Genomic DNA, 23311 nt, shown 5'->3' with positions numbered 1-23311 from the left:
CCGATTATAGCGAGCCCACCCATAAGACGCTCGGGTATACTTCGCCTCCTTTTACACGCACTGGAAACTGTTTTCGATGCCGACTCCGACCCTGCCCCTGGACTTATTGCTGCTACCCACCTGGCTGGTGCCTGTAGAACCGGCCGGTGTCGTACTCAAGGAGCACGGCGTAGGCATTCGGGACGGACGCATTGTTTTCATAGGTCCGCGCCAGCAGGCCCTTAAGCTCACGGCCATCGAAACCCGCGAGCTGCCTGACATGCTGCTCAGCCCCGGGCTGATCAATGCCCACGGCCACGCCGCGATGACACTGTTCCGCGGCATGGCGGATGACCTGCCACTGATGACCTGGCTGGAACAGCATATCTGGCCCGCCGAGGCCAAATGGGTTAATGAAGACTTCGTGCGCGACGGCACCAACCTTGCGATCGCCGAGCAACTCAAAGGCGGTATCACCTGCTTCAGCGACATGTACTTTTTCCCGAAAGTTGCCAGTGAGTGCGTACACAAGAGCGGGATTCGTGCGCAAATCGCCATTCCGATTCTCGACTTCCCGGTCCCCGGCGCCAGCAACACAGACGAGGCCCTGCGCCAGGCCGTCGAGCTGTTCGCCGACCTGAAGTTCCACCCGCGGATCAAAATTGCTTTTGGCCCCCACGCGCCCTACACCGTCGGCGACGAAAACCTGGAAAAAATCCGGGTCATCGCCGATGAACTGGACGCAGCCATTCACATGCACGTACATGAAACCGCCTTTGAAGTGCATCAGGCCGTCGAGCAGCATGCCGAGCGCCCCGTAGCCCGCCTCGCACGCCTGGGCTTGCTGGGCCCGCGCTTCCAGGCCGTACACATGACCCAGATCAGCGATGACGACCTGGCAATGCTGGTAGAAAGCAACTCCAGCGTGATTCATTGCCCGGAGTCCAACCTGAAACTGGCCAGCGGCTTCTGCCCGGTGGAGCGCTTGTGGCAAGCAGGTGTCAATGTGGCGATCGGCACCGACGGTGCCGCCAGCAACAATGACCTCGACCTGCTCGGCGAAACCCGCACTGCAGCCCTGCTGGCCAAAGCCGTCGCAGGGTCGGCCACCGCACTGGACGCGCACCGCGCACTGCGCATGGCGACCCTCAACGGCGCACGCGCCCTGGGCATTGAAAACGACACCGGTTCCATCGAAGTCGGAAAAGCCGCTGACATGGTTGCATTTGACCTCAGCGGACTGGCCCAACAACCGGTCTACGACCCCGTTTCACAGCTGATCTACGCCACAGGCCGAGAGTGTGTAAAACATCTGTGGGTTGCAGGCAAACACCTACTGGACGACCGGCGCCTGACCCGACTGGACGAGCAACAGCTCAGCGCAACAGCCAGGTCCTGGGGTGAGCGCATAAGCGGCCATACTCATTGATTCAGTACCTTCGGGCCTGCGCCCGGAGCTTTACCAGATTATTAGGCTTTAGAGGATTTACCCATGAGCAACGTTGACCACGCCGAGATCGCTAAATTCGAAGCGCTAGCCCATCGCTGGTGGGACCGTGAAAGCGAGTTCAAGCCGCTGCACGACATCAACCCGCTGCGCGTCAACTGGATTGACGAGCGCGTGCAACTGGCCGGCAAAAAAGTCCTCGACGTCGGTTGCGGCGGCGGCATTCTCAGCGAGTCCATGGCTCAGCGCGGTGCTACCGTGATGGGTATCGACATGGGCGAGGCCCCACTGGCTGTTGCGCAACTGCATCAGCTTGAGTCCGGCGTGAGTGTTGAATACCGCCAGATCACCGCCGAAGACCTGGCCATTGAAATGCCCGAGCAGTTCGATGTGGTCACCTGCCTTGAAATGCTGGAGCACGTACCTGATCCGGCCTCCGTGATTCGCGCCTGCTACCGCATGGTCAAACCCGGCGGCCAGGTGTTTTTCTCGACCATCAACCGCAATCCGAAGTCCTATCTGTTCGCGATCATCGGCGCTGAATACATCATGAAGCTGATCCCCCGCGGGACCCACGACTTCAAGAAGTTCATCCGCCCCTCCGAACTGGGTGCCTGGAGCCGCCAGGCCGGACTGAGCGTCAAGGACATCATCGGCCTGACCTACAACCCGCTGACCAAACACTACAAGCTGGCGGCCGACGTTGACGTCAACTACATGATCCAGACCCTTCGCGAGGAGTAACACATGCGTTTAAGAGCAGTTCTTTTTGACATGGACGGCACCCTGCTCGACACCGCGCCGGACTTTATCGCGATCTGTCAGGCCATGCGGGCTGATCGCGATCTGCCCCCTATCGCAGACAAGCTGATACGCGACGAAATTTCCGGGGGCGCGCGCGCCATGGTGGCGGCCACCTTCGGCATGGACCCGCAGGCGCCAGGCTTCGAAGACTTGCGCCAGGAGTTCCTTGAGCGCTACCAGCGCGATTGCGCGGTGCATACCAAGCTGTTTGATGGCATGGAAGAGTTGCTGGCCGATATCGAAAAAGCGCACCTGGTGTGGGGCGTCGTCACCAACAAGCCCGTACGTTTTGCGCAGCCGATCATGGAGCGACTGGGCCTGGCACAACGGTCGGCCCTGCTGATCTGCCCGGATCATGTCACCAACAGCAAGCCCGATCCCGAGCCGCTTATCCTGGCCTGCAAAATGCTCGACCTCGACCCGGCCAGCGTGCTGTTTGTGGGTGACGACCTGCGCGACATCGAGTCCGGACGGGACGCCGGAACCAAAACTGCCGCCGTGCGCTTTGGTTATATCCACCCTGACGACAATCCCGACCACTGGGGTGCCGACGTGGTGGTCGACCACCCGGGCGAGTTGCGCAAAGTGCTGGATAACGCGATGTGCAGCTGCTGACAAGCGCCAGCTGACGATCCTAGATTTTTGTTGAGGTTTGATATGTTTGATTATTCCGCCCGCCCCAACCTGCTTCAGGACCGGGTCATTCTGGTCACCGGCGCTGGACGTGGCATCGGTGCTGCGGCTGCAAAGACCTATGCCGCTCACGGCGCAACCGTCCTGCTGCTGGGCAAGACCGAGGCCAACCTGAGCCAGGTTTACGACGAAATCGAAGCCGCGGGTCATCCTGTACCGGTCGTCATCCCGTTCAATCTCGAAACCGCCCAGCCCCATCAATACGATGAGCTGGCCGCCATGATCGAAAACGAGTTCGGCCATCTTGACGGGCTGCTGCACAACGCTTCGATCATTGGCCCGCGCACGCCGCTGGAGCAGTTGTCCGGTGAGAACTTCATGCGCGTGATGCACATCAACGTCAACGCCATGTTCATGCTCACCAGCACCCTGCTGCCACTGCTCAAGCTTTCCCAGGACGCCTCGGTGATCTTCACCTCCAGCAGCGTGGGCCGCAAAGGCCGTGCTTACTGGGGCGCTTATGGTGTATCGAAGTTCGCTACCGAAGGCTTGATGCAAACCCTGGCCGACGAAGTCGAGAACGTCGCCCCGGTGCGCTCCAACAGCATCAACCCTGGCGCGACCCGCACCAGCATGCGCGCGCTGGCATATCCGGGCGAAAACCCTGAAAACAATCCTGAACCGCACGCGATCATGCCGGTTTATCTCTACCTGATGGGCCCGGACAGTACCGGAATCAACGGTCAGGCTTTCGACGCGCAGTAACTACGCCTCAAACAAAAACCGCAGCCTGCATGTGAATGCAGCCTGCGGTTTTTTTACCCGTGAAATCTGGCACTGGGCATTCAGCTCTCAACCAACTCACGACGTCCACGCACAGCAACCGCATTGTCGAGCTGCAAGCAACTTTGCAAAAACAGGTACATGTAGTCGTAACTCTTGCAAATCGCCTTGCGCAGATCGTCAATCAACTCCTGGCCAGGGTTCATGCCTGCCAGCGTACATATGATTTCAAGCGCTTCCCAAGGATGCTCATCATCATACTGGGCATGCATCTTCAGCCATTTCATCGCGCGTTTACGCCCCTCGAGCGGGAACGACTCTTCGTAGATATTCTTTGAACACACGGCGGCCGCCCACTCACCCACCGCACCTTCAATGGCGTAATTGGTTGCTGCCATGGCCACGGCCAGTGAATCCGTTGCACAGGTATGCCAACACCAATCGTTGAGGGCCTGGAATTCAGCGGGAAGGTCCTGCGCGTTCAGCTCTTCAAGGCTCACGCCATGCGCCCGAGCCCAGTACACCCAATAATCGGCATGGTTGAGCTCGACCCGAATATTGCGGATCAGCCAGCGACGCGCCATGTCCTCACCGGGATGACGCCCATAACGAGTTTTCCCAAGGTTACGCCCCATGTACAACGAAAACTGCTCGACGACCGGCCAGCCGCCAATCAGGTACGTTCGCATGGCCCGGAGACTCAGGGTGTTATCACGCATTCGCTTGTATATTTCGTGCCCGACAGCCCGGCGCTTGCTCTCGCTGCAGTCGCGAATCAACTGCTGCGCCCACTGCGGATAACTGGCCTCTTCCATGAGAGGCCCTGTCCGGTTAAATACAGTAATCACAATCCAAATCCTTTTTGAGAAGAGACTTCAGAAACTGTACAACACCTCAACGTAAAGTTCCCGGCAACTTCAATGTCAAAGATCTGGATCGCACAGGGCGCTTTAATAAACTGTCAAAGGTAAACAACTGCGGACGCTGAACTATATAGCCCTGCGCATAATCAACTCCGATTTCGATCAGCGCCTGCTCGATTTGCGTGCTTTCAACAAACTCTGCAATCGTGCGTTTACCCATGACATGGCCAATATGATTAATAACTTCAACCATGGCCCGGTTGATTGGATCATCCAGCATGTCCTTGACGAAACTGCCATCAATTTTCAAAAAGTCGACCGGCAAATGTTTCAAGTATGCAAATGACGACATACCGGCACAAAAGTCGTCCAACGAAAAATGACAACCCAACGCCTTGAGATCATTAATAAATCGGATAGCACTGCCCAAGTTTGCAATGGCGCTGGTTTCGGTTATTTCAAAGCAGATCAGTTTGGGCGACACGCCGTAAAAATCAAATTGCTCATGCAGGAACTCCAGGAAGTCGTCATCCCCAATGGTCGAACCTGACAAGTTGATGGCACACATTGCCATCGGTTGTCCGTCCGCCTGGGCTGAACATTCGGAAATGACCCTGAATACATTTTCGACTACCCAGCGGTCGATCAGACTCATCAACCCATAACGTTCGGCGGCGGGAATAAAGCTGTCAGGAAAAATCATTCGCCCGCTTTCATCCTGCAACCGCAGCAGAATCTCGATGTGCCCGCCGCCTTCCTGCACCTCCCCCAAGGGCGTGATTTCTTGTGCATAGAGGCTGAAATGGTTTTCTTCCAGGGCCACATGCAAACGCTGCACCCATGCCATTTCACCAAAACGCAACGAAAGCTCGGTGTCATCCACGTGATAGACCTGCACCCGGTTGCGGCCCTTCTCCTTGGCCATATAACAGGCCATGTCCGCAGCGCGCATCAACCCTTCCAGGGTCGCGGGGGGTTGATGGATGTGTACCAGGCCAATGCTGATGGTGCTCATGAACGGTCGCCCCTTCCAGGCAAAATGCAGGTTTTGCACCGACTGGCGCAAACCTCCCGCTATTTTTTCTGCCATATCGACCGGGCAGTTTTCCAGCAGGATGCCGAACTCATCCCCTCCCAATCTCGCCAGGGTGTCGCCTTCGCGCAACCCGGCTCGCAGCAACACACATATATGTCGTAACAGCTCATCACCTGCCGCGTGGCCACAGGTGTCATTGACTAGCTTGAACTGGTCAAGATCGAGAAACATCAGTGCATGCCGGCCTTGTTGTCGGCCCAGATTCTTCAGCACCAACTCCAGGCGGTATTCAAACTCACGGCGGTTGGCCAAACCGGTTAGCCCGTCGTGGGTGGCTTGCCAGGACAGGTTGGCGATGTATTGACGTTCCTGGGTCATATCATGCAGCACCAGCACCGCACCGCTCACCTCCCCCCCGTGGAGGATAGGTGCACCCACCAGCGTAACCGCGACGGTACTGCCATCCATTCGCTGAATCTGCCTGGAATGCTCGCGGCTGTTACCCAGCTGGCCGCTGAGAATACGATCAATCAGCTTGAAGCCGTCGTCCTGATCATTGTCGTCGAGCAACTTGAACAGCGCCGCGAGGGTGACGCCTTGTGCCTGCTCGGACTTCCATTGGGTCAGTTGCTCGGCCGCCGGATTCAGGTAGGCAATGGCACCATTCACGTCGGTCGTTATGACGCCGTCGCCAATGGACTGAAGCGTGATTTGTGCCCGTTCTTTTTCCAACTGCAGCGCCTCTGCAAATGCCCGACTCTGAGCAAGTACTTTATGAGTCCGCTTGAGCACCAGAAGGATCAGCCCCAGGGCTGTGGCTAAATTGATGGCGACCAGCAACTGCCAGATAAAACGCGACCCCTCACCCAGAGCATCGCTAAAAGCCTTGGCCGCCGGTGCAATACCTTCATTGATGGCAAAGATATTGTCTTCCCAGCGCTTGACGTCCACTTCACTGACCGGGCCGCCAAGCAATGCCTGGTGCATGTCTTGAGCCAGCTCATCGAGCTGAATGAGGTAAGCATCTCCCAGGGTCCACTTCTCAATGGCCGTTTTCATATAACTGACGTTACGGAAGTAGCGGTAGAACCAAATGATGCTGGAAGCATCTTGCTCACTGTTACCGCCTTGCAAAATACCTTCGCGGGCAGCGACTACATCAGGGGGAGATTGATCCATCGCAAGCCGCAATTTGTGGCCGCCCTGAGGGACACTTATAGCCTGCTGATATTTGCTGAAGTAAAGCGGATCTTGAGTATCGGAATACAAGTGGAGGAAGTAGATGGCATCTTTCTGGCCCTTGGACCACAAACTTTCGCCCCCTACATAACTGCGCACTGCAGAGAGCATATACAGACTCACGCACCCCAATAGCGCCTGGAAAAGCACGACGGCAATAAAGGGCCAAACAATGCCCAGCAAGCGTGGTGTCCCATGGGGGCGTTTTGATTTCATGAGTTTCCTTGCTTCATGGCGTCGGATGAAAACCAGAGAGAAAATCTCACTACAAATCAGCCTAGGCCAATTTTCAAAAACTTGAGCAGTGCGTATTGCCCGAAACCGACAAAAAATCCCGAACCCGGGCAGCCCCCCTGCCCTTTAAAGACAACCGCTTGTATCAAGTTTGTTGAAGATGCCCGTAGAGCTTGGCGTAAAGCCCTCCCTCTGCAATCAATTGCTGATGACCGCCTTCTTCAGCAATGCATCCACCATCAAACACCAGCACTCTGTCTGCCTGTTTTACCGCAGACAAACGATGGGCGATGATCAAAGTGGTACGCCCGCTCAAGAATTTTCCCAAAGCGTGATGCAAGTTGTATTCGGTGGCCGCATCCAGGGCGCTGGTCGCCTCATCCAGGATCACGACCTTGGGTTCGGCCAGCACCATCCGTGCAATGGCCAGACGCTGGCGCTGACCACCCGACAATCGCACGCCTGAACGCCCGACAATACTGTCCAGCCCTTGGGGGAGCGTGCGAATGGTGCCGTCGAGCTGGGCGATTTCCAGGGCATGCCAGCACGCCTCATCCGTTCGCTCACGGCCCATTGTGAGATTGGCGCGCACGGTATCGTTGAACAACGAGGGGTGTTGCAGCACCACCGCGACATGCTCGCGAATGGTCTGCAAACCGATTTCTGGCTGGCTCGCACCTGCAAAGTAGATGCTCCCCGACTGCGGCGTATACAGCCCGAGCAACAGTTGCACCAACGTGCTTTTCCCCCCGCCACTGGTGCCCACGATGGCCACCTTTTCGCCCGGAGCAATGGTCAGGTTCAGATGATCCAGCACTTTTTCATCGCCATAGCTGAAGCTCAGGTCGCGCACCTCGATACCCACAGTCTGGCGGCCCAGAAACGGATTAACACCTGCGGGGTATTGCGGCTCGTCGCTGCGTGCCAGTAACTGGTTGATTCGCGTCACGGCACCGTCGGCGGCGTAGAACGCATATTGCAAGTTAAGCAACTGCTCGACGGGCCCGATCATGAACCACAGGTAGCTGAACACGGCGAGCATCTGGCCAATGGACAAATCCGAAAACAGTACCGTGAGCATCGCAGCGGCGCGAAAAATATCGATACCAAACTGGAACAACAACCCGCTGGCACGATTTGAAGCATCGCTCTTCCATTGCGAAGCCACGGCAAAGTCCCGGACTTCCCGCGCACGCAACCCCAGACGACCGAGGAAAAAGCCCTGGCGGTTACCCGCACGGACCTCTTGAATCGCATCCAGTGTCTCGGTCAATGCTTGAGTGAAACGCGCCGTACTGTCGTTTTCGAGTTTTTTCAGATGCTTGACCCGCTTGCCCAGTTGCACCGTGGCGTAGATCACCAGCGGGTTGAACAGCAAGATCAGCAGAGCCAGTTGCCAGTGCATCCATAGCAAAATCGCCGAAGTTCCCACCAGCGTGAGCATGGCCACCAAAAACCGGCTCAAGGTTTCGCCGACAAACTTGTCGAGGGTTTCGAGATCGGTGACCAGATGGGTGGTCACCGTGCCACTGCCCAGGTTTTCATACTCAGCCAGGGATATTCGCTTCAAGCGCTCAATCAGGCGCAAGCGAATGCGAAACACGATGTCCTTGGCCAGGCGTGAAAACAGACGGGCCTGCAGGACGTTAAACAGCAATGCCCCACAGCGCAGCATCAAAGTAATGGCCAGCATGAGGCCAATGTAACCCGCTGCACTTTGCCAGGCTGTCGGTAGCCAGTGGTTCATGACTTTCAGCGCTGCATCACCGTTGCCCAGCAACACTTCGTCCACCAGCAAGGGCAGTAGCAACGGGATGGGGACGCTGCACAGCGTAGCCAGCACGGCCACGCCGTTGGCAATCCACAGTGCTTTTTTATGGCGCAAGGCCAGGCGACGGATTTCAGCCCAGGTCAGGCGATCCGTCACAGGGGACGAGGGCGAGGACTGCACCGCAGAAGGGTCAAACACGCGTAGCGCGTTCAAGCCAACGGGCAAGCAGATCAGACAATGGCTCAAGTGGCTGATAGCCATTGGTCAGCAAGGCCAGTTGACCGTTACGCTCGGCGAGCAACGTCGGAAAACCGGCAATTCCCAGGTCTTGTACCCAGGTAAAATCGGCGCCCGTGGCCGTATGCTGTTCGGCCGAGTCAAAGGCGGCAGCAAACTCGATACGCGGCACCCCTGCCGTTTCAGCGAGCTCAACCAGCACACTGGCCTGGGTGACATCGCGCCCTTGCACATAAAAGGCCTGCTGAATCAGCTTGACCAGCCGCCAGGCGCAATCGGGCGCAAGACTGCGTGCCGCCACCACAGCCCGGCAGGCAGGTTCGGTGTCATACACAAAACCGTCCGGCAAGGCACCGTCGAAATTGAAGGTTTGCCCGGTAGCGTCTGTGACCGCCTGCCAATGCTCAAGGATGTAGCGTCGCGTGGCGGGCTCAAGCGCCGAGCCACTGCCAGTGCGCAATCCACCCACCACCAGGTGCAACTCGACGCCTGCGGCCTGCGCCTGCTCAACCAGCGCTTCGGCGATGGGCGAAAAGCCCCAGCACCAGGAGCACATAGGGTCCATCACATAGAGCAGGCGCGCTGTCATATCAGGCCTCGGCAGCTTTACGGTAGTTGTGGCCAATCGGGTGCGGCTGGTTACGTTCCTTGGCCAGGTCGATCTGCTTTTGCCGATCAATTGCGCTGCGACGGGTTTTCTCGCTCAGCGTGTCCCAGCAATGGGGGCAACTGATGCCGGGCTGATAGTGCTCGGACTCACGATCGGCGATGCTGATCGGCGTGCGGCAGGCATGGCACTGGTCGTACTCGCCGGCACTCAGGTCATGGCGCACAGTGACGCGGTTATCGAATACGAAGCAGTCGCCCTGCCACTTGGTTTCTTCCTGCGGCACTTCTTCGAGGTACTTCAGGATTCCGCCTTTAAGGTGGTAAACCTCGTCAAAACCCTGGCTGAGCATGTAGCTCGACGCTTTTTCACAACGAATGCCACCGGTGCAGAACATCGCGACTTTTTTGTGCTTGGCCGGGTCGAAATTGGCTTTGATGTAGTCAGGAAATTCGCGAAAGCTGGTGGTCTTCGGGTCAATGGCACCTTCAAACGTACCGATCGAGACTTCGTAGTCGTTACGGGTGTCAATCAGCAACACCTCTGGATCGCTGATCAGCGCATTCCAGTTCTCGGGGTCGACATAGGTTCCGACTTTCTTGTTCGGGTCTACGCCTTCAACGCCAAGGGTAACGATCTCTTTCTTGAGCTTGACCTTGGTCCGATAGAACGGCTGGTCATCGCAGTAGGATTCTTTGTGGTCGATATCGACCATGCGCGGATCGTTCTTGAGCCAGGCCATCAGCCCATCAATGCCTTCACGAGTTCCGGAAACCGTGCCGTTGATGCCCTCTTCGGCAATCAGCAGGGTGCCCTTGATGCCGTTGGCGACCATGGCATTGAGCAGCGGTTCACGCAGTTCAACGTAATCTTCAAGGGTGACGAATTTGTACAGTGCAGCTACAACAATTGGCGCGGTCATCGTGTTTCTCTCCAGGTGGCTACCCTCGCAAAGGGTGAACCGGGCGCAAAAAAAACGCGCCGGCTAAGCGGCGCGCTGCGGATTCTAGCAAAAAGCAGGTGTATTACACCAACTCAGTGCCCACCGCCAGCACAGGTCGGCGATGCCGGGGCCGTGCCGATTTTTGCCCATTCCTCAGGCGTGTACGTGTGCAGGGCCAGCGCATGGAACTCGCCCATCAGGTCACCCAGGGTGGCATAGACCTTCTGGTGACGCTTGACGCTGTTGAGCCCGGCGAACTGCTCGCTGACCACCACCGCCTTGAAGTGGGTCTGCAACCCGCGACTGTGCATGTGGCTTTCATCCAGCACACTCAGGTGCTCAGGTTGCAACGCGCTGAGCGTCGATTCGATACGTTGCTGCATGTCCATTCAGGCTCCGCTTACTTCTTCTTGGCCGGGGCCGCTGCTGGCTCCAGCTCGGCGGTCATGTCGGCCAACAGCTTGTTGACGACCGGCACTGCGCTTTCCAGTTTGGCCTGGGTCATTTGTGCCGATTGCTGGGTCAGCTGCGGCATTTTTTCCAGGACTTTCTTGCCCAGTGGAGACTGGTAGAACGCTACCAGGTCCTTGAGCTCGGACTCAGTGAAGTTGGTGGTGTACAGCTTGACCATGTCCGGCTTGAGTTTATTCCAGCCGATGGCCTGGTCCAGAGCGGTGTTGGCTTTGGCCTGGTAGGTTTCCAGCAGGGCTTTCTTGGAGGCTGGCGCTTTGGTTTGCTCGAAACGCTGAGCGAACATTTGCTGCACTTGCATATACACCGGGGTACCCAGCTTATCGGCATGTGCCAGTTTCAGGAACGTTTCAGCACTGGCAGCGTGGCTAGCTGCATCGGCGAAAACCTGGCCGCTGGCGCAAACCAGAGCAACCGCTGTACAGATGGCGCGAAGACGGGTCATCGAGTTTCCTTTTCTAGCAAGCGAGGTTGAACCCCAAGGGCGGCCATTCTGCGCCTAATAAAGTGTGTCACTCAACCCCGAGTCTGATAGACGTTCTCATCATCTGACCAAAAGCATTAAAAACATCAGATTGAACCCCCGGTGCAAACCAGCGCCTAAGCTGTCTGGTCAGACCTATAGGAGAAAGAGCCGATGAGCCGTATCGAAACCGACAGCCTGGGTGAAGTAAGTGTGGCCGATGAGGCTTATTGGGGCGCTCAGACTCAACGATCGCTGATCAATTTCGCCATCGGCAACGAAAAGATGCCCCTGGCCGTGTTGCACGCCCTGGTGCTGATCAAAAAAGCCGCTGCCCGGGTCAATAACCGCAACGGCGACCTGCCCGCCGACATCGCCCGCCTGATCGAACAGGCCGCCGATGAAGTACTCGACGGTGAGCACGACGACCAGTTCCCGCTGGCTGTCTGGCAAACCGGCAGCGGTACGCAAAGCAACATGAACGCCAACGAAGTGATCGCCGGACGCGCCAACGAGCTGGCCGGCAAAGGCCGGGGCGGCAAATCCCCGGTCCACCCCAATGACCACGTCAACCGTTCACAAAGCTCCAATGACTGCTTCCCGACCGCCATGCATATCGCCACCGCCAAAGCGGTACACGAGCATTTGCTGCCCGCGATCAGCGAGCTGTCAGGCGGACTGGCCGAGTTGTCGGCGCGGCACATGAAACTGGTTAAAACCGGCCGCACCCACATGATGGACGCCACACCCATTACCTTTGGCCAGGAACTTTCAGCCTATATCGCCCAACTCGATTACGCCGAGCAAGCCATACGCTCAGCCATTCTGGCGGTGTATGAACTGGCGCAAGGGGGCACGGCGGTAGGGACCGGACTCAACGCGCCACACGGCTTTGCCGAAGCGATTGCCGCTGAGATCGCCGCATTGTCCGGGTTGCCATTTATCACGGCGCCAAACAAGTTTGCTGCACTGGCGGGGCACGAACCCCTGACCACTCTCTCCGGCGCACTCAAAACCCTGGCCGTTACCCTGATGAAACTGGCCAATGACTTCCGCCTGCTGGGTTCTGGCCCGCGTGCCGGGTTGGCCGAGATCAAGCTGCCAGCCAATGAACCGGGCAGCTCGATCATGCCGGGCAAGGTCAACCCGACCCAGTGCGAAGCCCTGTCGATGCTGGCCTGCCAGGTGATGGGCAATGACGTGACCATCGGCTTTGCTGCAAGCCAGGGGCACCTGCAGCTGAACGTCTTCAAACCGGTGATCATTCACAACCTGCTGCAGTCGATTCAGTTGCTGGGGGACGGTTGCGTCAACTTCCAAAAACACTGCGTCACCGGCCTTGAAGCCGACGCCGAAAAAATGGCCGAGCATCTGGAGCGCGGCTTGATGCTGGTGACAGCGCTCAACCCGCACATTGGCTACGACAAGTCGGCCGAGATTGCCAAAAAAGCCTACGCCGAAGGACTGACCCTGCGCGAAGCGGCATTGGAGCTGGGCTATCTGACCGATGCCGAGTTCGATCAGTGGGTACGCCCGGAAAACATGCTGGGTGCTGGCAAGCACTGAAACGTCGCCCTGTAGTCCCTGCCGAAGGCTGGGAGGGACTTGCAGGGGCATCAAGAAAACGGGGGGCTTCGCCCCCCTTCGCAGCCTTCGGCAGCGACTACTTTTTGCGCTTCTTGTCGCTCTTTTCGAATGCGGCTTCCAGCGCCTCGTTGATCGTGCGCAACACTTTGACCCGCGCCCAGCGCTTGTCATTGGCTTCAACCAGTGTCCAGGAGGAAATCTCGGTGCTGGTTCGGTCAACCATGTCGCACACTGCCTTGCGATACACATCCCACTTCTCGCGGTTGCGCCAGTCTTCCTCGGTGATTTTGAAGCGCTTGAACGGAATTTCTTCACGCTCATGAAAACGCTCAAGCTGGACATCTTTATCAATCGCCAGCCAGAACTTGACGACAATCACGCCCGCAGCACGCAACTGCTCCTCGAAGTCATTGATCTCACCATAGGCGCGCATCCAGTCAGCCGGGGTGCAAAAGCCTTCGACCCGCTCCACCAGTACCCGCCCATACCATGAGCGATCAAAGATGGTGAACTTGCCGCGCCCCGGAATCTGTCGCCAGAAGCGCCACAAGTAGGGCTGTGCGCGCTCATCTTCAGAAGGCGCAGCAATCGGCACGATATTGTACTGACGCGGGTCAAGTGCCGCCGCCACGCGCTTGATCGATCCGCCCTTGCCTGCCGCATCGTTGCCTTCAAACACCGATACCAGCGCATGGCGACGCATCCGCTTGTCGCGCATCAATCCTGACAGGCGCGCCTGCTCGGTGATCAGCTGCTCCTGGTAATCGTCTTTTTCCAGATGCTGGGTCATATCCAGGCAATCGAGCAGGCTCAAACCGTCCTGGGTTTCAGTCAACGGCGCGACATGGGTGGCGCGCACTTTAGTCTTGGGTTCATTCAGCGCGGCTTGCAGCCCCTCAAGCAGAATCTTGCCCACTGTCAGGCTGCGGTAATACGGATCGACACCCTCAACGATGTTCCAGGGCGCGTAGTCACGGCTGGTTCGACGAATCACACGCTCGCCAAACCGTACGAAGCGATCGTAGGTTTCTGACTGTTGCCAATCCAGTGGACTGATACGCCAGCTATGCAACGGGTCATCCTTGAGTGCCTTGAGACGGGCTTTCATCTGTTTCTTGGACAAATGGAACCAGAACTTGAAAATCACCGCCCCTTCGTTACACAGCATTTTTTCCAGACGTTCCGCGCCATTGATGGCCTGATCGAGCACGGCATCCTTGAAACGACCATGAACCCGGCCTTGCAGCATCTGGCTGTACCAGTTACCGAAGAACACCCCCATGCGACCTTTGGCCGGTAACTGGCGCCAGTAGCGCCAGGCGGGCGGGTGCGCCAACTCTTCATCGGTTTGCTGATCAAAGGTTCGCACTTCAATCAGCCGCGGATCCATCCACTCACTCAACAGCTTGACCGTCTCGCCTTTGCCGGCGCCCTCAATACCATTGATCAACACGATGACAGCCGAGCGCTTCTGCTGGTGGAGATCGTATTGAGCTTCAAGCAACGCTTCGCGTAAGGCGGGAACTTCCCTGTCGTAGGTTTCTTTATCGATGGAGTGACCGATTTCAGCGGATTCGAACATAGAAAGCTCCCTGGCAAGATTTCACAAGCCTAGCGGATTGCGTCTAAACGTGTAGGAACAACACTCACAAAACTGTCATGGATCAGTCGCACCGCTGCTGATCCGCTAGAATGGCCGCCTTAACGTTGCCGAGCCGCACATGACTACTGAAATGCCCAACGCCCAGATTGACTGGGATGACCAAGGTCGCCCCCATTCGCGGGTGTTTGATGACGTGTACTTTTCGGACAAGTCCGGCCTGGAAGAAACCCGTTATGTCTTTATCGAGCAGAACGCACTCGCAGAGCGTTTCGCGGCTTTGCCCGCCAATGCCCAGCTGGTGATTGGCGAGACCGGTTTCGGCACCGGTCTGAATTTTCTGTGCGCCTGGCAGTTGTTTGAACAAACGGCACGGCCTGACGCCCGCCTGCACTTCATCAGTGTCGAGAAATACCCGCTCACCCGCCAGGACCTGCAGCGGGCCCTCGCCTTGTGGCCCGAACTGACGCCATTCAGCGATCAGTTGCTGGCGGCCTACTTTGCGATTCACCCGGGATTCCAGACCCTGAGCCTGGACAATGGCCGGGTAACTCTCACGTTATTGATCGGTGACGTGCTGGAGCAACTGCCGCAACTGGACGCGCAAGTCGATGCCTGGTTTCTCGATGGCTTCGCTCCGGCAAAAAACCCCGAGATGTGGACACCCGAACTGTTCGCGCAACTGGCGCGCCTGGCATCTCCCGAGTCCACCATCAGTACCTTCACCAGCACCGGCTGGGTACGCCGGGCGCTGAACGAAGCGGGCTTCAAGATGCGCCGCACGCCAGGCATCGGCCATAAATGGGAAATCCTGCGCGGCACTTTTGTCGGGTTGCCTGACAGCGTGACCGCGACACCCGGCGTCAAACCCTGGTTTGCCCGCCCGCCTCAGGTACAAGGCCCACGCAAAGCGTTGGTCATTGGTGGCGGCCTGTCGGGTTGCGCCAGTGCCAACAGCCTGGCTCGCCGCGGTTGGCAGGTGGTCCTGCTGGAGCGCCATGAGCGGCTGGCCAAGGAAGCATCGGGTAATCCCCAGGGCGTGCTGTACCTCAAGCTGTCGGCACACGGTACAACCCTGTCGCAGTTGATTGTCAGCGGATTCGGCTACACCCGTCGCCTGCTGGAACACCTGCAACGCGGGCGTGACTGGGATGATTGCGGCGTTCTGCAATTGGGCTTCAATGCCAAGGAAGCCCAACGCCAGGCCCAACTGGCCGCGGCATTTCCACCTGAGCTGGTGCATCTTGTGGATCAGCCCCAGGCACAAGCGCTGGCCGGAATAGAACTGGCTCACGGCGGGCTGTTCTATCCCGAGGGAGGCTGGGTTCACCCGCCCGCACTTTGCCATTACCAGACCTTGCACCCCAATGTTCAGGTCTTGACGCACCATGAGGTGTTGCAACTGCACAAGGTCGATGACCAGTGGCAAGCCTGTCAGGACGACACACTACTGGCTCAGGCACCGGTCGTGATTCTCGCAGGTGCTGCAGAGGTCAAGCGTTTCCCGGCCAGTAGCGACTTGCCGCTCAAGCGCATTCGGGGACAAATCACTCAGCTGGTTGAAACCCAGAACAGCGCCGTGCTTAAAACGGTGGTCTGTGCCGAAGGTTATGTGGCCCCCGGCCGCCTGGGAGAGCACACGCTGGGTGCCAGTTTCGACTTTCATAACGAAGACCTGACCACCACCCCCGAGGGGCATCAGGGCAACCTCGACCTGCTGCAGGAAATATCCTCGGACCTTGCCCATCGACTCGGTGACGAGCAGCTCGATCCCCATACCCTGCAGGGTTGGGCTGCCTTCCGTTGCACCAGCCCGGACTATTTGCCGATTGTTGGCCCACTGACGGACCCGGAGCAGTTTGCAAGTGCCTATGCCGTTTTGCGCAAGGATGCCCGCCAGGTGCCAGACACGCCCTGCCCCTGGCTCGCAGGCTTGTATATCAACAGCGGCCACGGTTCCCGAGGGCTGATTACCGCGCCGCTGTCCGGTGAACTACTGGCGGCCTGGATCAACAATGAGCCTCTGCCCCTGCCACGGGTTGTGGCCGAAGCCTGCCTGCCAAACCGTTTCGGGCTGCGAGCGCTGATCAAGGGGCTGTAGCAAGCAAGGCGTTGGTTTTCTCCAGGCTCCAGGCATCGACAGCTTCATCCATTTGTTGGCGGATTTCCCCCACCCTGCGCAAATAGCGTTCATCGCTCATTTGCGGGGAATTCAACAACAGCTCGGCCAACCTGTCGAAATGGGGTTTGGTCAGCGCGGAGTATTCCACCTTGTTGGTCTTGGTCATGTACTCCTTCCAAAATTGCAGGGTGCTGATAAACAGGTTCATCTGCGGCGTTTTTTCGGCATTTTCGACTTCGTATCGGGCAACCTCGATGTCTTGCTGAGTCACTCCGGCCAGCCTCGAAAAAAACATGCTGGAGGGTTGTCCCGACAAATCGAGGGCCCGGGCCAGCCCGATGCGGTAAGCCAGATGTATCTCAAGCTCATCCGCCGCCCCGGCCTCAGCCAACTGTCGGGTGTAATGCGCTGCGGCGATTTGCGAGATTTTATGCAACCTGAACTGCCTCTTGGCCACCCTCAACAGTTGTCCGGTTTTGAGCGCGGTATCGCCCGACACAGCGGCCAGTTCCATTTGTATTTCCATGGCACTGAAGATATAGGCCACACTGTCCGAACAACTGCGCGGGGAGGCTGCCACATCCAGAACGCCACGACGCAGGGCACTGTTTCCATTGGCAGCCTCGATCATTTCCCACACGCGCCGGCTAAGATCATGGCGCACACTCTGAGCCTCCGCAGTCGCAGTCAAGCGGCTGAGTACAACAAAAAAGTCATGGGCGGCGGGTTCGCTGCGCAACGTGTTCCATAGCAATTCTCGGCGCCTGAGTTCCTGACTGGTAATGCCCACCGTCCAGAACTCGAAGGCCGCAGCCTCACTAATCAATGCTTCGCTTCTGATTCCCATGCTGCCGCCGCCCTGCATCACACTACGGGCCAGGCGCAAACGACTGGCCGCCGACAACGGATTGCTGGACAACGAGACACTTCGGGTAAAGCTCGGCGAGGCCATCGAACTCGACAGCAAAGTGCTTGCCGTCCACCTCGACGTATTGATTGCCTTGATGGCTGAAAAACCCTTGAGCGTCCGCCTTGTGCCACCCGGCGCCAGCAGACGGTTGCGCATAGTGCTCAAGCTGTTTGTTCCAGAGCCGCGCCGTGCCGTCATCGCGCACAATGGGCTCAAACCCCTCGAAATGGCTGAGGGTTGCCTGACTCAATCGTCTGGCCGCCGTGCTCATCGCCGCCGCACCCACGGCCACGGTGGCGTTGATGGCAATGTCCTTGGCGACATTCAGCAGATGCTCGCGCGCGTGGTCCGTATCGCCCTGGCTCCAGTCCTCCACCCCCTCATACACCTCCTTCAACATTTCACCGATGGCTGCGGCAAGCATCAAATCACCCAGTACCGGAACAAACAGCGCCGCGACATTGATCAATAACAGGCCAGCCGTCTTGTAGGACTGCCAGCGCTCCTCGCGTTCTTTCTCATCCAGCACCCCCGTGGGCACAGCCAGTATTTGCGCATCGGCAAACATGTTTTTGAGCTGCACCCGAGTTAAATAATGCGCCGCACTCATACCCAGAGGCGTCGCCGTGAGGTACAGCCTCTCTGGCAGGGAATTGACCTTTTGCATAAACACCGGGCGAGCACTCAAGGCTACAAAGCGCGCAAAAAAATCTACATAGGCCGGGGTCCGCAGGCGGTGTTTGAGTTCATCGGTAAAGACTTGCAGCGAACTGAACTCGAAAAAAGGGGCTACCGGATCATTCGGGATATACGCAACCACCCGGTTTTCCGGGTGCAGCAACAAGGTATCCGGGGAGAAGATCACCACCCCGTCTATAACCGTATCGAGGATAGACACTGAACTGTGGAAAACCGGTTTTCCATCCAGTTTCGCCGCCGCCGAAAGCGTGGCACCAGGCTGGTGTGTCAACACCGCCAGCAAGGCTTTGTAAGCTGATTCACTGATGTGTTTTTTCAAGCATGCAACATGGGCATCCACCTCCATGTCACAGGTTTTCAGTTGCCGCAATTTGGCTTCAGTGGCCACTTGCGTCGCGTCAGGGCTTGACGTTCCGGTCGCCGCAACCCCGAGAAACTGCTGCAAGTACTCTTGATAGCTGAGGCCCAGATCAAGCCTGCGACACAACGCGGCAAACCGGTGCGGCCTGATCGAACTGGCAAGCCCGCCAGGTCCGCCATCAAGGATTTTGCTGTCTGGATTAAAACCGTCTGCCTGCGCCTCACTCTGCGAAAAGTTCTGCAAGGCAGACCACAACAGGGTTTTGGGCTCATCGCGCACTTTGGTATGGCGAATGGTGGCGAGCAAGGTGTCATCGGTCTCCACCTGAACACGCACGACAGACAAATAATCGAGATGAATATCCAGTGACGTCCCAAATTCCTGAGTGACCATTGCTGCCAGTAACGTCCCGCAATAAGCCTCGACACTTTGCAGTCGCGCAAATTTCTTGCCCACCTGGGTATGTAACGAACGACTTTTAGCCATTGCGCCATTCAGGGCCGCAATGATGTCGGGTGAAGCATCCAGCAACCAAGTCGGCATATGGCTGTGAACCAGCTCCAGCGGTTCGAGATCGCTGAGTGTGCTCTGACAGGCATCCAGCGGGGGCTTAGCGTGAGTAAACGGCATAGGGAAATGTCCAGATCAGTGACTAAAAGGAGTCCACCAACCTAGCGCCACGCAAGCACCGAAAACCCATAGATAACTACCGACCACCCCCCAGCCCTGCACCCCATGCAAGTGGCTGAATAATCGACCTCTTGTAAGTTTTATTGAACGATCCGGGACTCAGTTACTCGATAAAACACGGTCGTTTACCGCGCCGCGGGTGTCTTTTGCCCTGCGCCGCACGGGCTGGCGATGGCGCCTAACGCTTCATCGCCCCTTTAAAACCGGGCCCAAGCGCTACATGGCGTCCCGCAAAGACGCTGACTCAACCTGTAGCACCACATGCCGAAATACCAAGGATTTAAACACCATGTGCGGATTAGCTGGAGAGTTACGTTTTGATCAACACCCTGCCGACCTGGCAGCCATCGAACGCATTACCCACCACCTGGCCCCCCGTGGACCTGATGCCTGGGGTTTCCACAGCCAGGGGCCGATAGCCCTCGGCCACCGCCGTCTGAAAATCATGGATTTGTCGGACGGCTCCGCTCAACCGATGGTCGACAGCCAACTGGGCCTGTCACTGGCGTTCAACGGCGCAATCTATAACTTCCCCGAATTGAGAACCGAGCTTGAACACCTCGGTTATGCCTTTTACTCCGACGGCGACACTGAAGTGCTGCTCAAGGGCTATCACGCCTGGGGTGAGGCGCTGCTGCCCAAACTCAATGGCATGTTTGCGTTTGCCATCTGGGAGCGCGACACCCAGCGCCTGTTTATCGCCCGCGACCGTTTGGGGGTTAAGCCTCTTTACCTGTCGCGTACCGGGGAGCGTTTGCGCTTTGCCTCCACCCTGCCCGCGCTGCTCAAGGGCGGCGATATCAATCCGATGCTCGACCCCGTGGCACTCAACCACTATTTGAATTTCCATGCCGTGGTGCCCGCGCCCCGCACGCTGATTGCCGGGATTGAAAAATTGCCTCCCGCCACCTGGCTGCGTATCGATGCCAACGGTCATACCGAGCAGAAAACCTGGTGGACCCTGCCCTACGGCCCCCATGCCGATGAACTCGACTTGACCCTCGAAGACTGGCGCGACCGCGTTCTGGACAGTACCCGTGAAGCTGTGGCTATTCGCCAACGTGCGGCAGTGGATGTCGGCGTGCTGCTCTCGGGCGGGGTCGACTCCAGCTTGCTGGTGGGTTTGTTGCGCGAAGTGGGCGTACAGGACTTGTCGACCTTTTCCATCGGCTTTGAGGACTCGGGCGGCGAGCGCGGCGATGAGTTCCAGTATTCGGACTTGATCGCCCGGCATTACGGCACCCGCCATCACCAACTGCGCATTGGTGAGCACGAAATCATTGAGCAACTGCCTGCGGCCTTTCGCGCCATGAGCGAACCAATGGTCAGCCACGACTGCATCGCGTTTTATCTGCTGTCGCGCGAAGTGGCCAAGCACTGCAAGGTGGTGCAGAGCGGCCAGGGCGCCGACGAACTGTTTGCCGGGTATCACTGGTATCCGCCCGTCGATGCCGCCGACGACCCTTATGCCGCTTACCGCGAAGCGTTTTTTGATCGCAGTTACGACGAGTACAAGGCCACGGTGCAGCCGCAATGGCTGACGGCCAATGATGCGGCCGGGGATTTTGTACGCGAGCACTTTGCCCAGCCGGGCGCCAGCACGGGGGTGGACAAAGCCCTGCGACTGGACAGCACGGTGATGCTGGTGGATGACCCGGTCAAACGGGTCGACAACATGACCATGGCCTGGGGCCTTGAGGCCCGTACACCGTTTCTGGATTACCGTCTGGCCGAACTCTCGGCACGTATTCCGGCGCGGTTCAAATTGCCGGACGGCGGCAAGCAGGTACTCAAGGAAGCGGCGCGACTGGTGATCCCAAGCGAAGTGATCGACCGCAAGAAAGGTTACTTCCCGGTGCCTGGTCTCAAGCACTTGCAGGGCGACACGCTGAACTGGGTCCGTGACCTGCTGCTGGACCCGAGCCAGGATCGAGGGCTGTTTCAACCGGCGATGCTTGATCAACTGCTGACCCACCCACAAAGCCAGCTGACGCCTCTTAACGGTTCAAAGCTATGGCAACTGGCAGCCTTGAACCTGTGGCTGAGCGAACAAGGAATCTGATCGATGAAACCCCTCGCTACGGCTTACAGCCAGCGTCTGTTGCGTGGTCAAACACCGTCCTACGAACGCCTGCAAGCGCGCCTGGCCGAAGACGGCAGCCCACTCGACGCACAACCCGTGGCCGTGCATTGCGGCTGGGGGCGGTTGCTGATCGGGCATACCTTTCCCGACCCCGCCAGCCTGGCCACCGAGTTGCTCAACGAACAACCCGGTGAGCGCGATATCGCGCTGTATGTGGCGGCGCCGCAGCAAGTGCTGGCCCAGTCGCCACAACAGTTGTTTCTCGACCCTTCGGACACCTTGCGCCTGTGGTTTACCGATTACCGCCCGGCTACCCGCGTGTTTCGCGGGTTCCGGATCCGTCGGGCACAAAGCGAAGCAGACTGGAACTCGATCAACACGCTGTATCAGGCGCGCTCGATGCTGCCCATCGACCCGGCACTGCTCACCTCCCGGGATCAGGGCGGGCCGGTGTACTGGATGGCCGAGGATGAAGACAGCGGCGCGGTGATCGGCAGCGTCATGGGCCTGAACCATCACACCGCGTTCCACGACCCGGAAAACGGCAGCAGCCTCTGGTGCCTGGCAGTGGACCCCCACTGCTCGCGGCCCGGTGTAGGCGAAGTGCTGGTCCGGCATTTGATCGAACACTTCATGAGCCGCGGCTTGAGCTACCTCGACCTGTCCGTGCTGCACGACAACGCCCAAGCGAAAAGCCTCTACAGCAAACTGGGCTTTCGTACCCTGTCGACCTTTGCCATCAAGCGCAAAAATGGCATCAACCAACCGCTGTTTCTCGGCCCCGGACCTGAAGTCGGGCTCAACCCCTATGCCCGAATCCTGGTCGAAGAAGCCTTCAAACGCGGTATTGATGTGCAAATTGACGACGCGCCCGCCGGACTTTTCACTCTGAGCCACGGCGGACGACGGATTCGTTGCCGCGAATCCCTGAGCGATCTGACCAGCGCCATCAGCATGAGTCTGTGCCAGGACAAATGCCTGACCCACTCAGTGTTGCACCAGGCAGGACTGAATGTCCCAAGCCAGCAATTGGCCGGTAATGCTGACGACAACCTGGGCTTTCTTGAGCAACACACGCGGGTGGTGGTCAAACCTGTGGATGGCGAGCAAGGCAATGGCGTGGCGGTGGATCTGGACAGCCTCGAACAGGTGCAACTGGCCATCGAAGCAGCGCGTGCATTCGATAGCCGGGTGCTGCTCGAAAGCTTCCACGAGGGGCTCGACCTGCGAATTGTGGTGATCGGCTTTGAGGTCGTGGCAGCCGCCATCCGCCGACCTGCCCAGGTCACGGGTGATGGCCTGCACACAGTCCATCGACTGATCGAAGCACAAAGCCGACGCCGTCAGGCCGCCACTGCGGGTGAAAGCCGCATCCCGCTGGACGCAGAAACCCAGCGCACCGTACAGGCCGCTGGCTACGAGTACGACAGTATCTTGCCCGCAGGTCAGGTGCTCGCCGTGCGCCGTACGGCCAATCTGCACACGGGTGGTTGCCTCGAAGATGTGACCGCCGTGCTGCACCCGGCGCTGGCCGACGCGGCCATTCGCGCCGCCCGGGCGCTGGATATTCCCGTGGTAGGCCTGGACTTGATGGTGCCTGCCGCCGACCAGCCCGAGTACGTATTTATCGAAGCCAACGAACGGGCCGGGCTCGCCAACCATGAGCCACAGCCGACCGCCGAACGCTTTATCGATTTACTCTTCCCCCACTGTCAGCCTGCTCTTTAGCTGACCGGCCCTCAGGAGCTT

18 protein-coding genes are annotated in these 23311 nt (G+C 58.1%); 8 read left to right on the top strand and 10 right to left on the bottom strand.

Annotation, left to right across the window (positions count from 1 at the left end; translation table 11 throughout):
- The first annotated feature begins 76 nt into the window (after positions 1 to 76).
- From AC19YQ_RS10780 to AC19YQ_RS10765, 4 genes are all read left to right on the top strand, one after another.
- Positions 77 to 1408: a TRZ/ATZ family hydrolase gene (locus AC19YQ_RS10780; RefSeq protein WP_500595100.1), complete on the top strand. Its 1332-nt coding sequence runs from the start codon at positions 77 to 79 to the stop codon at positions 1406 to 1408.
- A 63-nt stretch (positions 1409 to 1471) separates the two neighbouring features.
- Positions 1472 to 2170, top strand: a complete 699-nt coding sequence (ubiG, locus tag AC19YQ_RS10775) for a bifunctional 2-polyprenyl-6-hydroxyphenol methylase/3-demethylubiquinol 3-O-methyltransferase UbiG (RefSeq protein ID WP_133077099.1) — start codon at positions 1472 to 1474, stop codon at positions 2168 to 2170.
- 3 nt (positions 2171 to 2173) lie between these two features.
- Entirely contained in the window at positions 2174 to 2845 is a 672-nt protein-coding gene (mupP, locus tag AC19YQ_RS10770; RefSeq protein ID WP_339474119.1) for an N-acetylmuramic acid 6-phosphate phosphatase MupP, read from the top strand.
- A 42-nt stretch (positions 2846 to 2887) separates the two neighbouring features.
- Positions 2888 to 3628 carry a YciK family oxidoreductase gene (locus AC19YQ_RS10765; protein WP_500595099.1) on the top strand — a complete coding sequence of 247 codons (741 nt, stop codon included), beginning with the start codon at positions 2888 to 2890 and terminating at the stop codon, positions 3626 to 3628.
- 80 nt (positions 3629 to 3708) lie between these two features.
- Here AC19YQ_RS10765 and AC19YQ_RS10760 read toward each other — a convergent pair whose 3' ends face one another.
- From AC19YQ_RS10760 to AC19YQ_RS10730, 7 genes are all read right to left on the bottom strand, one after another.
- Positions 3709 to 4494: an iron-containing redox enzyme family protein gene (locus tag AC19YQ_RS10760; protein WP_500595098.1), complete on the bottom strand. Its 786-nt coding sequence runs from the start codon at positions 4492 to 4494 to the stop codon at positions 3709 to 3711.
- A gap of 46 nt (positions 4495 to 4540) precedes the next feature.
- A complete protein-coding gene (locus AC19YQ_RS10755) occupies positions 4541 to 7000 on the bottom strand; it encodes an EAL domain-containing protein (RefSeq protein WP_500595097.1) in 2460 nt (819 codons plus the stop codon).
- A 163-nt stretch (positions 7001 to 7163) separates the two neighbouring features.
- A complete protein-coding gene (locus tag AC19YQ_RS10750; protein WP_339474365.1) occupies positions 7164 to 8945 on the bottom strand; it encodes an ABC transporter ATP-binding protein in 1782 nt (593 codons plus the stop codon).
- A 34-nt stretch (positions 8946 to 8979) separates the two neighbouring features.
- On the bottom strand, positions 8980 to 9615 hold the full coding sequence (locus tag AC19YQ_RS10745) for a DsbA family protein (RefSeq protein WP_339474124.1): 636 nt from the start codon (positions 9613 to 9615) through the stop codon (positions 8980 to 8982).
- Between the two features lies 1 nt (position 9616).
- Positions 9617 to 10555: an oxygen-dependent tRNA uridine(34) hydroxylase TrhO gene (gene trhO, locus AC19YQ_RS10740; RefSeq protein ID WP_133077093.1), complete on the bottom strand. Its 939-nt coding sequence runs from the start codon at positions 10553 to 10555 to the stop codon at positions 9617 to 9619.
- A gap of 113 nt (positions 10556 to 10668) precedes the next feature.
- On the bottom strand, positions 10669 to 10965 hold the full coding sequence (locus AC19YQ_RS10735; protein WP_019826801.1) for a BolA family protein: 297 nt from the start codon (positions 10963 to 10965) through the stop codon (positions 10669 to 10671).
- Positions 10966 to 10976: 11 nt separating this feature from the next.
- Positions 10977 to 11492 carry a DUF2059 domain-containing protein gene (locus tag AC19YQ_RS10730; protein WP_095036428.1) on the bottom strand — a complete coding sequence of 172 codons (516 nt, stop codon included), beginning with the start codon at positions 11490 to 11492 and terminating at the stop codon, positions 10977 to 10979.
- A gap of 192 nt (positions 11493 to 11684) precedes the next feature.
- On the opposite strand from AC19YQ_RS10730, the gene AC19YQ_RS10725 reads away from it, so the two are divergent.
- Positions 11685 to 13076 (top strand): class II fumarate hydratase, encoded by a 1392-nt coding sequence (locus AC19YQ_RS10725; protein ID WP_500595096.1) that lies wholly within the window; start codon positions 11685 to 11687, stop codon positions 13074 to 13076.
- 97 nt (positions 13077 to 13173) lie between these two features.
- Here the strand turns inward: AC19YQ_RS10725 and pap are convergent, their stop codons facing one another.
- A complete protein-coding gene (gene pap, locus AC19YQ_RS10720) occupies positions 13174 to 14679 on the bottom strand; it encodes a polyphosphate:AMP phosphotransferase (protein WP_339474127.1) in 1506 nt (501 codons plus the stop codon).
- 139 nt (positions 14680 to 14818) lie between these two features.
- On the opposite strand from pap, the gene mnmC reads away from it, so the two are divergent.
- The gene (gene mnmC, locus AC19YQ_RS10715; RefSeq protein ID WP_500595095.1) at positions 14819 to 16798 is read left to right on the top strand and encodes a bifunctional tRNA (5-methylaminomethyl-2-thiouridine)(34)-methyltransferase MnmC2/FAD-dependent 5-carboxymethylaminomethyl-2-thiouridine(34) oxidoreductase MnmC1; all 1980 of its coding nucleotides are present in this window, start codon (positions 14819 to 14821) and stop codon (positions 16796 to 16798) included.
- Here mnmC and AC19YQ_RS10710 read toward each other — a convergent pair.
- A complete protein-coding gene (locus AC19YQ_RS10710) occupies positions 16785 to 17666 on the bottom strand; it encodes an NEL-type E3 ubiquitin ligase domain-containing protein (RefSeq protein WP_500595094.1) in 882 nt (293 codons plus the stop codon). The two genes, mnmC and AC19YQ_RS10710, sit on opposite strands and share 14 nt — an antisense overlap.
- Positions 17667 to 17688: 22 nt before the next feature.
- On the bottom strand, positions 17689 to 19419 hold the full coding sequence (locus tag AC19YQ_RS10705; RefSeq protein ID WP_500595093.1) for a dermonecrotic toxin domain-containing protein: 1731 nt from the start codon (positions 19417 to 19419) through the stop codon (positions 17689 to 17691).
- A gap of 349 nt (positions 19420 to 19768) precedes the next feature.
- On the opposite strand from AC19YQ_RS10705, the gene AC19YQ_RS10700 reads away from it, so the two are divergent.
- The gene (locus AC19YQ_RS10700; RefSeq protein WP_500595092.1) at positions 19769 to 21541 is read left to right on the top strand and encodes an N-acetylglutaminylglutamine amidotransferase; all 1773 of its coding nucleotides are present in this window, start codon (positions 19769 to 19771) and stop codon (positions 21539 to 21541) included.
- Positions 21542 to 21544: 3 nt separating this feature from the next.
- A complete protein-coding gene (gene ngg, locus AC19YQ_RS10695; RefSeq protein WP_500595091.1) occupies positions 21545 to 23290 on the top strand; it encodes an N-acetylglutaminylglutamine synthetase in 1746 nt (581 codons plus the stop codon).
- Positions 23291 to 23311 lie beyond the last annotated feature (21 nt).

Source organism: Pseudomonas sp. MF06569 (assembly GCF_059862735.1).
Note: the sequence above shows the minus strand (reverse complement) of the source record. Positions and strands in the feature narration are given on the sequence as shown.